This window comes from Streptomyces sp. NBC_00572 (assembly GCF_026341815.1).
In the GTDB taxonomy this organism is placed as follows: Bacteria; Actinomycetota; Actinomycetes; order Streptomycetales; family Streptomycetaceae; genus Streptomyces.
The window spans coordinates 4,426,401-4,440,115 of record NZ_JAPENX010000001.1; the positions used below are offsets into that span (position 1 = coordinate 4,426,401).

At 72.8% G+C, this 13,715-nt stretch carries 8 protein-coding genes; 2 read left to right on the forward strand and 6 right to left on the reverse strand.

Annotated features, from left to right (window positions below; translation table 11 throughout):
- The first annotated feature begins 25 nt into the window (after positions 1-25).
- Complete coding sequence (gene glgP / locus OG514_RS20635) at positions 26-2,593, forward strand: alpha-glucan family phosphorylase (protein WP_266896850.1); 2,568 nt, start codon at positions 26-28, stop codon at positions 2,591-2,593.
- A 28-nt stretch (positions 2,594-2,621) separates the two neighbouring features.
- Here the strand turns inward: glgP and OG514_RS20640 are convergent, their stop codons facing one another.
- The 4 genes from OG514_RS20640 to OG514_RS20655 all read right to left on the reverse strand — a co-directional run bounded on the left by OG514_RS20640 (position 2,622) and on the right by OG514_RS20655 (position 8,102).
- The gene (locus OG514_RS20640) at positions 2,622-4,157 is read right to left on the reverse strand and encodes a sensor histidine kinase (RefSeq protein WP_266896852.1); all 1,536 of its coding nucleotides are present in this window, start codon (positions 4,155-4,157) and stop codon (positions 2,622-2,624) included.
- The gene (locus OG514_RS20645; protein WP_266896854.1) at positions 4,150-4,806 is read right to left on the reverse strand and encodes a response regulator transcription factor; all 657 of its coding nucleotides are present in this window, start codon (positions 4,804-4,806) and stop codon (positions 4,150-4,152) included. Before OG514_RS20645 ends, OG514_RS20640 begins: the two co-directional genes overlap by 8 nt.
- 143 nt (positions 4,807-4,949) lie before the next feature.
- Positions 4,950-6,977 (reverse strand): M4 family metallopeptidase, encoded by a 2,028-nt coding sequence (locus tag OG514_RS20650; protein ID WP_266896856.1) that lies wholly within the window; start codon positions 6,975-6,977, stop codon positions 4,950-4,952.
- Positions 6,978-7,181: 204 nt separating this feature from the next.
- Complete coding sequence (locus tag OG514_RS20655) at positions 7,182-8,102, reverse strand: TetR/AcrR family transcriptional regulator C-terminal domain-containing protein (protein WP_266896858.1); 921 nt, start codon at positions 8,100-8,102, stop codon at positions 7,182-7,184.
- A 125-nt stretch (positions 8,103-8,227) separates the two neighbouring features.
- Here OG514_RS20655 and OG514_RS20660 point away from each other — a divergent pair, with 125 nt between their 5' ends.
- A complete protein-coding gene (locus OG514_RS20660; RefSeq protein WP_266896860.1) occupies positions 8,228-9,724 on the forward strand; it encodes an MFS transporter in 1,497 nt (498 codons plus the stop codon).
- Between the two features lie 167 nt (positions 9,725-9,891).
- Here the strand turns inward: OG514_RS20660 and OG514_RS20665 are convergent, their stop codons facing one another.
- Positions 9,892-11,700, reverse strand: a complete 1,809-nt coding sequence (locus tag OG514_RS20665) for an ABC transporter ATP-binding protein (RefSeq protein WP_266896862.1) — start codon at positions 11,698-11,700, stop codon at positions 9,892-9,894.
- Positions 11,697-13,583: an ABC transporter ATP-binding protein gene (locus tag OG514_RS20670; RefSeq protein ID WP_266896864.1), complete on the reverse strand. Its 1,887-nt coding sequence runs from the start codon at positions 13,581-13,583 to the stop codon at positions 11,697-11,699. The genes OG514_RS20665 and OG514_RS20670 overlap by 4 nt, the downstream gene beginning before the upstream one ends.
- Positions 13,584-13,715: the final 132 nt, after the last annotated feature.

The following is a 13,715-nucleotide window of genomic DNA, read 5'->3' on the forward strand; positions in this document are numbered from 1 at the left end:
GTACTCGCCTGCGAAGGTGGAACGCGTGAAGGCAATCCGTCGATTCACCGTGCGTCCCGTCCTCCCCGACACCCTTCGACCCCTCGCCGACCTCGCGCACAACCTGCGCTGGTCCTGGCACGAACCCACCCGCGCCCTCTTCGAGTCCCTCGAACCCGCCGGTCCGGCGGCGCCGACCGGCGGCACCGACCCCGTCCGGATCCTCGGCGCCCTCGAAGCCCCCCGGCTCGCCGCGCTCGCCGCAGACCAGGACTTCCTGGCCCGCCTGCGGGCCGCCGCCGAGGACCTCGACAGCTATCTCCACGCCCCCCGCTGGTACCAGCGGCAGCCCGGCGAGCCGCCCGCCGCCCTCGCCTACTTCTCGCCGGAGTTCGGCGTCACCGCCGCCCTGCCCCAGTACTCGGGCGGCCTCGGCATCCTCGCCGGTGACCACCTCAAGTCCGCCAGCGACCTCGGCGTCCCCCTCATCGGCGTCGGCCTGCTCTACCGGCACGGCTACTTCCGCCAGTCCCTCGGCCGCGACGGCTGGCAGCAGGAGCAGTACCCCGTCCTCGACCCCGGCGAGCTGCCGGTCACCCTGCTCCGTGAGGCCGACGGCACCCCCGCCCGGATCACCCTCGCCCTGCCCGGCGGCCGCAGCCTGCACGCCCACCTCTGGATCGCGAGGGTCGGCCGCGTCCCCCTCCTCATGCTCGACTCCGACGTCGAGGAGAACGCCCCCGGCGAACGGAGCGTCACCGACCGGCTGTACGGCGGCGGCAGCGAGCACCGGCTCCTCCAGGAGATGCTGCTCGGCATCGGCGGCGTCCGCGCCGTCCGTACGTACGCCCGGCTCACCGGCACCCCCGCCCCCGAGGTCTTCCACTCCAACGAGGGCCACGCGGGCTTCCTCGGCCTCGAACGCATCCGCGAACTCCAGGGCGAGGGACTCGACTTCGACAGCGCCCTGGAGACCGTCCGCGCCGGGACCGTCTTCACCACCCACACCCCCGTCCCGGCCGGCATCGACCGCTTCGACCGCACCCTGGTCGCCCGCCACCTGGGCGAGGACGGCGCCCTCCCCGGCGTCGACACCGGGAAGGTCCTCGCCCTCGGCGACGAGACCCCGCTGGGCGGCGAGCCCGGGGTCTTCAACATGGCCGCCATGGGCTTGCGCCTCGCCCAGCGCGCCAACGGCGTCTCCACCCTCCACGGGGCCGTCAGCCGGGCCATGTTCGCCGGACTCTGGCCGGGCTTCGACGCCGACGACGTGCCGATCACCTCGATCACCAACGGCGTCCACGCCCCCACCTGGGTCGCCCCCGAGGTCGGCCGGCTCGGCCCCGACCCCGCCGACCGCGAGCTGTGGGAACTGCGCCGCACCCTCCGCGAACGGCTCGTGACCGACGTACGGGAAAGGCTGAGGGCCTCCTGGCGGCAGCGCGGGGCCGCAGCCGCCGAACTCGGCTGGACCGACTCCGTCCTCGACCCCGACGTCCTCACCATCGGCTTCGCCCGCCGCGTCCCCTCGTACAAGCGGCTCACCCTCATGCTCCGCGACAAGGACCGGCTGCGGGCCCTGCTCCTGCACCCCGAGCGGCCGGTGCAGCTCGTCGTCGCCGGCAAGGCCCACCCCGCCGACGACGGCGGGAAGCGGCTCGTCCAGGAACTCGTCCGGTTCGCCGACGACCCTCGGGTCCGGCACCGGATCGTCTTCCTGCCCGACTACGGCATGGCGATGGCCCGCGGCCTCTACCCCGGCTGCGACGTCTGGCTCAACAACCCCCTCCGCCCCCTGGAGGCCTGCGGCACCAGCGGCATGAAGGCCGCGCTCAACGGCTGCCTCAACCTCTCCGTCCTCGACGGCTGGTGGGACGAGTGGTTCGAGCCCGACTTCGGCTGGGCCATCCCGACCGCCGACGGGGCCGCCGCCGCGGACGAGGACCGCCGCGACGACCTGGAGGCCGCCGCCCTCTACGAGCTGATCGAACGCCGGGTCGCCCCCCGCTTCTACGACCGGGGCCCCGACGGCGTCCCGGCCGGCTGGACGGCGATGGTCCGGCGCACCCTCACCGACCTCGGCCCGAAGGTGCTCGCCGACCGCATGGTCCGCGAATACGTCGAGCGGCTGTACGTCCCCGCCGCCGCCGCCCGCCGGGCCCTCACCCCGGACCGGGCGCGGGACCTCGCGGCCTGGAAGGCCCGGGTCCGGGACGCCTGGCCCAAGGTGACCGTCGACCACGTCGAGGTCGGCGACGACCTCGCGGACGACCTGGCCGACGCCGAACTCGGCGCCACCCCGGTCGTCCGGGTCAAGGTCTCCCTCGCGGGGCTGCGGACCGACGACGTCGAGGTGCAGGCCGTCACCGGCCGGGTCGACGCCGACGACACCCTCGCGGACACCCGTGCCGTCCCGTTGAAGCCGGCGGGACGCCCGGACCTGGAGGGCCGGCAGCCGTACGCCGGCACCCTGGAACTCGACCGCACCGGCTCCTTCGGCTGCACGGTCCGGGTCCGCCCCTCCCATCCGCTGCTCGCTCACCCGGCGGAACTGGGCCTGGTGGCCCTGCCGGAGGAGACGACCGGGGAGGGGGCGGGGGTGCTGCTCCGCTAGACCGGGACCGGACCGCGACCGCGGTCGCCTACGGCACCTCGGCCTTGTCGGCGAGGTGCCCGTCGACGAAGCACAGCCGGTACACCGGGATCGTGGCGAGCATCGCCGAGCGGTAGTACCGGCATTCGTCCATGCCGGGCGGCTCGGGCGGCGCGGCATGCGGTGCGCTGTCCAGGGGGTGCTCGGGCCAGTCGTCGGTGTTCTCGTCGATCTGCGCGAGCGTCTGCCCGATCCGGATCCGGGCGTAGTCGTCCGGCTCCAGGTACGACTGGGCCTGCGTCCACACGGCGACCCCGGCCATCAGCGCGCCGAGCGCGGCGAGGAGGGCGAGCGGGATCCAGATCGCCCGCGCCAGGCCCTTGCGGACCTCGCGCCGGGCGAGGTCCAGTTCCCTGGCCGACATGGGGGCCGCGGGCAGCGGCGCGGGCGCCTTGCGGGGCAGGACGGCGGTCAGGGCGAACCCGCCGTCCTCGGTGGTCCGGTGGGCGAGGGTGCCACCGGCGAGGCGGACGCGCTCGTCGAGGCCGACGAGACCGGTGCCCGTGCCCCCGGACGCCCCCGCGGGAGTGTCCGTGCCGGGGCCGCTGACCACCTCGACCCGTACGTTCCTCGCGTCCTGGGTGACGGCGACCGAGACGGCCGCGCCGGGCGCGTGCTTGGCCGCGTTGGTGAGGCCCTCCTGCACGACCCGGTGCAGGGCGAGCCCCGACATCCCCGGCAGGGTGGGCACGGGGGTCGGGGCGAGGGTGACCGCGAGCCCCGACGCCCCGGCGCGGGCCGTCAGTTCCTCGACCGTCTCACCGGGCGGGCTCGTCGGGGCCGCGTCGTCCTCCGCGCGCAGCACGCCGATGATGTCCCGCAGCCGGGCCGTCGCGTCCGCCGCCGCGCGGCGCAGCTCGCCCGCCGCCCGCTGCTGGTCGGGGCCGAGCTCGGGGGAGACCTCCAGGGCGCCCGCGCGGATCGCGATCAGGGCCAGGTCGTGGCCGAGCGAGTCGTGCATGTCGCCCGCGATCCGGGACCGTTCCCGCAGCCGCTCCCGGTCGGCGACCGCCGCCTGCTCGCGTTCCATCCGGTCCGCCAGCTGCCAGCCGCTCCGTACGAGACGGTCGTACTGGCGTACGTAACGGCCGATCAGCCAGGGCGCGACGACGGCGAGGGCGAGCGCGAGCAGCAGCGTGAACCACTGCCCGAGCGAGGTGCGGGTGATCCAGGTGAGGACCAGGCCCGTCACGGCGATCGCGCCGAACAGCCAGAGCGCCGCCCGGGTGTGCTCCTGGCGCCGTCCCGCGAGGTACCCGAAGGCGACCAGGGCCAGGCTGTACGAGGGGGTGAACAGCTCCAGGGTGGCCGGCAGGCTCGCCGCGACCGTGGCCGCGAGCGACACCAGCGGCCACCTCCGGCTGACCGCGACGCAGCCGGCGAGGACCACCACCCCGACGGCGACCTGCGTCCAGCTGCCGCCGTCGTTCGGGTCCGACCTCAGCAGGACCGGCACGCAGAGCAGCAGCCACAGGAGGAGGTCGAAGAGGCGCTCCCGGACCGGCTCTCGGCCCGCGTCAGGCATCGGGGACCAGGCCCGCCTCGTGGGCGAGGACGGCGAGCTGGACCCGGTTGCGCAGGCCCAGCCGGCCGAGGACGGCGCTCACGTGCGCCTTGACGGTGCCCTCGACGACGTACATGCGGTCGGCGATCTCCTGGTTGGAGAGCCCCGCGCCGAGGAGGGCGACGACCTCCCGCTCCCGGGCGGTGAGCGGCTCCAGGCGGGAGCGTGCCGCGGCCGCGCGGGTGAAGCGCTCGCCTCCGAGGGTGTCGATGACCCGGCGGGCGACGGTGGGGGAGAGCGCGGCGCCGCCCCCGGCCACGGCCCGGACCCCGGCGATCAGCTCGCGCGGGTCTCCGGACTTGAGGAGGAAGCCGCTGACGCCGCTGCCGAGGGCGCGGGCGATGTACGTGTCCTCGGAGAAGGTGGTGAGCATGACGACGGCCGCGTCCGGCACGGCCCGGCGCAGCTCCTCGGCCGCGCCGAGTCCGTCGAGCCGGGGCATCCGGATGTCCAGGAGGACGACGTCGGGCCGGTGCTCGCGGGCGAGTTCGACGGCCTCGTGGCCGTCGCCGGCCTCGGCGACCACCTCGATCCCGGGGTCGGTGGCGAGGATGGCCCGCACCCCGGCCCTGATCATCGTCTCGTCGTCGGCCAGCAGCACCCTGATCATGGGCTCCAGCCTACGTAGACCTCGCGGCCCCTGTACGGACGTGCGAACGCACGGACGCCCGGAGGGAAGGATCCCTCCGGGCGTCCGGCACTTGTGTTTCGGGGTTGCCTACCCGCTCACCCGGCTACGGGCTCGCGGGAAGGTCAGAAGGTCAGCTTGAAGCTGTTGATGTAGCCGGTGTCGATCGCGGCCTTGTCCTGGACGCGGAGCTTCCAGGCACCGTTGGCGACCTCGGAGGAGGCGTTCACGGTGAAGGTCTGGACGATGTTGTCGGCGCTGCCGCCGGACCGGTTCGACAGGCTGTAGACCGAACCGTCGGGGGCGACGAGGTCGACGACGAGGTCACCGCGGTAGGTGTGGACGATGTTCACGTCCACCTTGAGGGTGGCGGGCGCGTTGCCCGTGACACCCGTGACGTTGACCGTCGAGGTCACCGCGGCGCCGTTGTCCGGGATGGAGACGTCGGCGGTGTTCTCGAAGACCTTGCCGGTGGGCGGGGTGCCGCCACCGGAGCGCGGGCCCACGTTGATGGCGGCCCAGGCGTCCTCGACGGCCGCGACCTCGGGGCTGGTGGCGCCGTAGAGCGCCTTGGCGACGTCGACCGTGCCGGTACGGGCGCCGGCGTAGTCCGTCGTGGTGCCCCACTTGGTGGTGAGCGCCTTGAACCAGATCAGCTCGGCCTTGGCCCGGCCGATGCCGGTGACGGGCAGGCCGTCGGAGGTCGGCGAGTCGTAGGTGACGCCGTTGATGGTCTTGACGCCGCTGCCCTCGGAGAGCAGGTAGAAGAAGTGGTTCGCCGGGCCCGAGGAGTAGTGGACGTCGATGCCGCCGAGGCCCGAGTACCAGGCGTCCTTGGACGAGCCGTCCTTGCTCGGCTTGTCCATGTAGCGGAGCGGGGTGCCGTTGCCGCGGATGTCGATCTTCTCGCCGACGAGGTAGTCGCCCGCGTCGTTGGCGTTGTTGGCGTAGAACTCGACGGCCGCCGCGAAGATGTCCGAGGTGGCCTCGTTGAGGCCGCCGGACTCGCCGCTGTACTGCAGACCGGCGGTGTTGGAGGTGACGCCGTGCGTCATCTCGTGCGCGGCCACGTCTATGGACGTCAGCGGCTTGGTGTTGCCCGAGCCGTCGCCGTACGTCATGCAGAAGCAGCTGTCCGACCAGAACGCGTTGACGTACGCGTTGCCGTAGTGGACCCGGGAGTACGCGCCGACGCCGTCACCGCGGATACCGGTGCGGCCCTGCACGTTCTTGTAGTAGTCCCAGGTGAGCGCGGCGCCGTAGTGCGCGTCGGCGCCGGCCGTCTCCTTGTTGGACGGGCTGCCGTTGCCCCACACGTCGGTGGTGTTGCTGAACAGCGTCCCGGTGCCCGACGTACCACCGTTGAGGTTGTACGTCTTGTGGTTGCCGCGGCCGGTGTCGGTCAGCGTGTACGAGGGCGCGGTGCCGAGCGTGACCTGGCCGCTGTACATCGTGTTGCCGGTGCCGGTCTCGATGGCCTGCCACTCGTACAGCTTCTTGCCGGTCTTGGCGTCGGTGACGACGTGCAGCTCGTTCGGGGTGCCGTCGTGCTGGAGGCCGCCGACGACGGTCTCGTACGCGAGGACGGGCGCGCCCTTGGCCATCCAGACGACCTTGCGCGGGGCGCGGTTGGCCTCGGCCTTGTCGGAGCCTTCCGCCTTCGCGGCGCCGAGGGCCTGCTTCGACGCGGCGGCCGGGGTGACCGTGGCGCTCGTGTCGACGTTCTTCAGCTCCGCGCGGGAAGCCTTGGAGATGCTCCGGGTCGCGCCGGCCTTGGACTCCTCGACGACGAGGTCGCCGCCCAGGACGGGCAGTCCGGCGTAGGTGCGCTCGTAGCGCGTGTGGGTCGTGCCGTCGCGGTCCTGCACGACGTCGCGGACGACCAGCTTCTCCTGGGCGCCGAGGCCGAGTTCCTTGGCCTTGGCGGCCTTGTCGGCGTCGGCCGCCTTGATGAGCGCGGTGCGCTCGGCGGGAGTGAGGTCGGCCGGGAGCTTGCCGGGGTTCGCCGAGGTGCCCTGCTGGGCCTTCGGGGCGATGCTCCAGGGGGCGTCGGCCGCGGTGGCGGCGCCCGTCTGGACGCTCACGGTGAGCATGGCGGCGGCAGCGATCAGAGCGCCGGTCGCGGTGGCGCGACGGCTGGGCGTGGATCTCACGCAGACTCCTTCTTGCGAGGGGGGTACCGGCGGACTGGGTCGGCCCATCCGGGCGGAGCAAGCAGAGCTGTGGAGCACGTTCGGGTGAAGCGGCGAACTTTGATGCGAAGAACCGGGGAGAGAGTGACAGGAATGACGGGGACCTGTCAGGAGTGCATCGGCAAGTTGGCCGGAAATCGTCCGCTGCCCGTGAGGCCGTGTTCGTTAACCGGACGTTTCGTCGATCATGGACGCGATGCCGTCCAACGTTCGCCCGAGCCCGAATTCGAAGAGTGTCCGCAGATCGAGACCGAACCCGCCCCCGCTCGTGACCAAGGCCAACTCGGGGTACGAGCCACCCGATTGGATCGCGTCGAATCGTGGCTCGTTCTGTTCCATCCACTCGCCGTCGGAGATGCCCGAATCCTGTCGCGCCTGCTCCTCCAGATCGTCCGCCATCGACAGTCCCTGGACGTACGCGAAGATCACCAGATGGGTGTACAGCTTCTGGGTGTGACTGAGGGGCGTGCCCCTCATCGCCCGTAGCATCCACTCCGTGTACGCCATCGCGTTCGGCGTCGCGACGGGCCGCGTGTACGAGGCCATCGCGTGCGCCAGCCACGGGTGCCGGGCGTACACGTCACGCAGCCAGCGCGCGCCCTGCTCCAGCCCCGTCCGCCAGTGCGCCGGCGCCGGACCGAGCGGGACCTCGCCGCAGGCCGCGTCCGTCATCAGGCGGATCAGCTCCGGCTTGCCCGGCACATGGCGGTACAGGGTCATCGTCGAGACGCCGAGCGTCGTCGCCACCCTGCGCATCGTCAGGGTGTGCAGGCCTTCCGCGTCGGCGAGTCCGAGGGCCGCGTCGACGACTTCCCTACGGGTGAGGGGGGTCGCCGTCCGGTCCTCGGCCGGCGTACGCGTGCCCGTCGCCGACGGCGCGACCACCGTGCCCACCCCCGGTTCCGGGCGGACCAGGCCCTCCTGACGGAGGACCGCCAGCGCCTTCGTCGCCGTCGCCATGGCCACGCCCCACTCGCGGGTGATCGCCCGCGTCGACGGAACCCTGTCCCCCGGGGCCAACTCGCCGACCTGGACGCGGCGACGGAGCTCGGCGGCGATCACAAGGTAGGGCGGTGGGGTCGTCATGGCGGGAGTGTACTAGTGCACCAAGAGAGGCGTACACGTCTCTGAACTGGCACTTCATGCCGAGAATTCGAGGTGCACTAGGGCGGGAGTGGCAACGTACGCAGACCGCTGCTTCTCTCCTCCCCATGACACTCACCGCACAGTCGGAGCCCACCACCGGACCCGGTCCCGCTCCCGCCGGCCGGCGTGAATGGACCGCCCTCGGCGTCCTCATGCTGCCGCTGCTCCTCGTCTCGATGGACGTCTCCGTCCTCTACTTCGCCATCCCCTCCATCAGCGCCGACCTGCGGCCCGGAGCCACCGGACAGCTCTGGATCCTCGACATCTACGGCTTCGTCCTCGCCGGGCTGCTCGTCACCATGGGCGCGCTCGGGGACCGCGTCGGGCGCCGCAAGGTCCTCCTCGGCGGCGCGGCGCTGTTCGGCATCGCCTCCGTCGCGGCGGCCTACGCGCAGAGCCCCGGCGCCCTGATCGGCGCCCGTGCGCTGCTCGGCGTCGCCGGGGCCTGCCTCATGCCCGCCACCCTCGCCCTGATCCGGGTGCTGTTCGCCGACCCGGCGCAGCGCGCCAAGGCCGTCACCCTGTGGACCTCGGTGATGGCAAGTGGCATCGCCCTGGGGCCTGTTGTCAGCGGCGCACTCGTCGAGCACTTCTGGTGGGGATCCGTCTTCCTCCTCAACCTCCCGGCCATGGCCCTGCTGCTCGTCCTGGGACCGCTGCTCCTGCCCGAGTCCAAGGGAGCCGCGGCCACCGGACCGTTCGACGTCCTCAGCGCCGCCCTCTCGCTGGGCGCGCTGCTGCCACTCATCCACGGCATCAAGGAGCTCGCCAAAGACGGCTGGGCGCCCCTACCGGCAGGCGGCGTGGTCGTGGGGCTGCTCATCGGCCTGGTCTTCGTCCGCCGGCAGGCGCGACTCGCCCACCCCATGGTCGACCTCGCTCTCCTGCGGAACCGGGGCTACGGCGGCTCCGTCCTCGCCAACCTGCTCGCGATGGCGGCAACCGTCGGCTTCGCCGTCTTCCTCACCCAGTACCTGCAGTCCGTCCTGGGCCAGAGCCCGTTCGAGGCGGCGCTCTGGAGCCTCGTACCGACCGCGGGCGTCCTGGCCGCCGCGCCCACGGCCGCCGCACTCGCCCAGAAGGTCGACCGGGCGTACGTGATGGCCGGCGGCTTCCTCGTGGCCGCCGCCGGTTTCGCCTGGCTGGCCGGCATCGACCGTGCCACGCCCCTGTGGGTCGTCATCGTGGCCGGCGCCGTCTACGCCGGTGGGCTCGTCTCCGCGATGACCCTCGCCAACGAGCTCGCCCTCGGCGCCGCCCCGCCCGAGCGCGCCGGGTCCGCCGCCGCGGTGCTGGAGTCGGGAGCCGAGCTCGGCGGGGCGCTCGGGATGGCCGTACTCGGATCCGTGGGAACGGCGGTCTACACCGCGGCGATGCCCGCCTCCGCGCCGCACGCGGCGCGCGAGACCCTGGGCGGGGCGCTGGCCGCCGGGCCCTCGGTGCTGGACGCGGCGCGGACCGCGTTCGTCGACGCGATGGGGGCGGTCGCCGTGGGGGCGGCGGTGTTGATGGTGGGCGCGGCGGTGCTGTCGCTCGCGCTGTTGCGGCGGGCGCGGGGCTGACACCCGTGGGTGGCGCCGTGAGGGCCGTTCCGGGGGCCGCATTCGGGACTCACCGATGAACGGCGCGACGTGAGCGGTTCTTGCTGAACGCTCCGGTCGCGCCACACATCACGTTCTACGTCCCGAACACGGGCCCCCTCCAGGTCCCCCACCGCGTGAGCCGTCGACTAACCCACCAGACTCTCCCGCCAAGCCTGGTGCAGCCCCGCGTAGTGGCCCTCGCCCGTGACCAGGTCCGAGGGCGTGCCGTCCTCGATGATCCGCCCCGACTCCATCACCAGGACCCGGTCCGCGACCTCGACCGTGGACAGACGGTGGGCGATGACCACCGCCGTACGGCCCGCCAGGACCGTGTCCATCGCCCGCTGCACCGCGCGCTCGCCCGGCACGTCCAGGGAGCTGGTGGCCTCGTCGAGGATCAGGACCGCCGGGTCCGCGAGCAGCGCCCTCGCGAAGGCGACCAACTGGCGCTGGCCCGCCGAGATGCGGCCGCCCCGCTTGCGCACGTCCGTGTCGTAGCCGTCCGGGAGGCCCACGATGAACTCGTGGGCCCCGATCGCACGGGCCGCGTCCTCGATCTGCTCGCGGGTCGCGTCCGGGCGGCCGATCGCGATGTTCTCGGCGACCGTTCCCGAGAAGAGGAACGCCTCCTGGGTGACCATGACGATGCCCCGGCGGAGGTCCGGCGTGGTCAGATCGCGGAGGTCCACACCGTCCAGGCGCACCGCGCCGTCGGTGGGGTCGTAGAAGCGGGCCAGGAGTTTCGCCAGGGTCGACTTGCCCGCGCCCGTCGCCCCCACCACCGCGACCGTCTGGCCGGCGGGGATGGTCAGGTCGAAGGTGGGCAGGACCTCGCCGCCCGTGCGGTAGGCGAAGCGGACCGTGTCGAAGGTGACCTCGCGCCCCGGGGAGCCCGTGCGGGCGGGCAGGGTGACGGGGGTCGTCGTCTCCGGGACTCCGGGCTCCTGGGCGAGCAGGCCCGCGATCTTGGTGAGGGACGCGGCCGCCGACTCGTACGAGTTGAGGAACATGCCGAGCCGGTCGATCGGGTCGTACAGGCGCCGCATGTACAGGACCGCCGCCGCCAGGACGCCCAGCTCCAGGGAGCCCGAGGCCACCCGGTAGGCGCCCCACAGGCACATGCCGGCGACCGCCGTGTTCGCCACGAGCCGTGACCCGACCACGTAGCGGGCCATTTCGAGGAGCGCGTCGCCGTTGCTGCGCTCGTGCCGGTGGTTGAGCGTCGCGAACTCGGCGTCGTTGACCGCCTCCCGGCGGAACGCCCGTACCGGACGGATGCCGTTCATCGTCTCGGCGAACTTCACGATGACGCCCGCGATGGCCGTGGACCGCTCGGCGTACACCGCTCCGGCACGTCGCCGATAGACGCGCACCAGGAGGGAGAGCGGCAGGAAGGACGCCACCGCCACCGCGCCGACGCCCAGGTCGAGGTAGAGCAGGATCGCCGAGATCGAGACGAAGGAGAGGACGACGCCGATCAGTTCCTGCAGGCCCTCCGAGAGGAGCTCCCGGAGGGATTCGACGTCGGTGGTGGAGCGGGAGATGAGCCGGCCCGAGGTGTACCGCTCGTGGAAGTCGACGCTCAGGATCTGCGAGTGGCGGAAGATCCGGCCGCGCAGGTCGAGGAGGACGTCCTGGTTGACGCGGGCCGCGCCGCGGACGAAGACGTACTGGAGGAGGCCCGAGAGCGCCGCGCAGAGGAGATAGCCGAGGGCCACCGCGAGGACGGGGCCGTGGTCGCCCGCCCGGAAGGCGGGGACGCCCTCGTCGATGGCGTACGCGACGAGGAGAGGCCCCGCCTGGACCGCGGCCTCCTTGACGAGGAGCACCAGGGCGGCGACCGCGACCCGGGCGCGGTGGGTCGAGAGGAGGGAGCGGAGCAGGGCGCCCGTCGCTCCGGGGGGTGCCGGGAGGTCGTCGCGGTCGAAGGGGTCGCTGGTGCGCTGGTCCGTCATCGGTCGCCGTCCTTGCCTTCGCCGGACATCAGCCAGGCGTACTCCTCGCTGCTCCGCAGCAGTTCGTGGTGGGTGCCCACGGCCGTGATCCGGCCCTCGGACAGCAGCGCCACCCGGTCGGCCAGCATCACCGTCGAGGGGCGGTGTGCCACCACGAGGGCCGTGGTCTCCCGCAGGACCTCCCGCAGGGCGGCCTCCACACGGGCCTCCGTGTGGACGTCGAGTGCGGAGAGGGGATCGTCGAGGACGAGGAAGCGGGGCCGGCCGATGACCGCCCTCGCGAGGGCCAGGCGCTGCCGCTGACCGCCCGAGAGGCTGAGGCCCTGCTCGCCGACCTGGGTCGCGGTGCCCTCGGGCAGCCGGTCGACGAAGCCGTCGGCCTGTGCCACGTCCAGGGCGCGCCGCAGTTCGGGTTCGCCCGCCGACCCGCCGGCTCCCATCAGGACGTTCTCCCCGACGCTGGCGGAGAAGAGGGTGGGCTCCTCGAACGCCACCGAGACCAGGGCCCGCAGCCGCTCCCGTTCCATCAGGGCGATGTCCTCGCCGTCCAGGAGGATGCGGCCGCCGGTCGCCTCGTGCAGCCGCGGTACGAGGGCGGTGAGCGTGGTCTTGCCGGAGCCGGTGCCGCCGACCAGGGCCAGCGTCTCGCCGGGGCGGATGTGCAGGTCGATGCCGTCGAGGACGGGTGGGGAGCCCTCCGGGGCGTCCGGGTAGCGGAACGACACGCCCTCGAACCGGACCCCGTCGGGGTCGTCCCGAGGAGCGTGGGCCCCGGCGGCGGTGTCCGGCTCCTCGGCGGCGTCCATCACCTCGAAGTACCGTTCCGTCGCGGTCGCCGCCTCCTGGCTCATCGCGAGCAGGAAGCCGATCGACTCCACCGGCCAGCGCAGCGCCAGAGCGGTCGACAGGAACGCGACGAGCGTGCCCGCCGACAGGTCCCCGTCCGCGACCTGGATGGTGCCGAGGACGAGGGCGGCGCCGATGGCCAGTTCCGGTACGAAGGTGATGACCGCCCAGATCGTCGCGAGCAGCCGGGCCTTGAGCAGTTCCGTGCCGCGCAGGTGGCCGGAGAGCTCCCGGAAGGCCGTCGCCTGGCTGCGGTGGCGGCCGAATCCCTTGATGATCCGGATGCCGAGGACGCTCTCCTCGACGACCGTCGTCAGATCGCCCACCTGGTCCTGGGCGCGGCGCGCGACCACTCCGTACCGGCCCTCGAACATCGAGCAGACCACGACGAGCGGGATGACCGGGGTGAGGAGGACGAGCCCGAGTGACCAGTCCTGGGCGAGCAGCAGTACATAACCCGCGAGGATCGTCACGGCGTTGACCAGCAGGAACGTCAGCGGGAAGGCCAGGAACATCCGGACCAGCATGAGGTCGGTCGTCCCGCGCGAGAGCAGCTGCCCGGACGCCCACCGATCGTGGAAGGCGATGGGGAGCCGCTGGAGCCTGCCGTACAGATCGGCCCGCATCCGCGCCTCGACGCCGGACAGGGGCCGCGCCACCAGCCACCGCCGGTACCCGAAGAGCACCGCCTCGGCGATGCCGAGCAGCAGGAGGTAGAGCGCCCCCAGCCACACCCCGCCCGGGTCCCGGTCCGCGACCGGCCCGTCGACCAGCCACTTCAGTACGAGCGGGATGACGAGGGACAGACAGGAGGCGACGATCGCGACGAACGCGGCCGTGAACAACCGCCCCCGCACGGGCCGCACGTACGGCCAGAGACGGAGCAGCGTCCGGACCGCCGAGCGGCCGGCGACGTCCGGGGCGTCGGTGGGAACGGCGGCACCGGCGGCGCCGGGAGCACCGGCGGCGCCGGGAGCACCGGCCGCGTCGGGTGTGTCGGGGGCGGGGGGCTCTGAGGCGACAGGTTTCTCGGGCATCAGTTCCGACCATACGGTTCACCACTGACACGTCTCATCCGGTTTTCCGGGCGCCCTTCCCGGAAGGGCGCCCGGATTGGTCTTGACCAGGCAAACTCGCACGTCGCAGACTTGCCCGGCCCCGCACCGGGG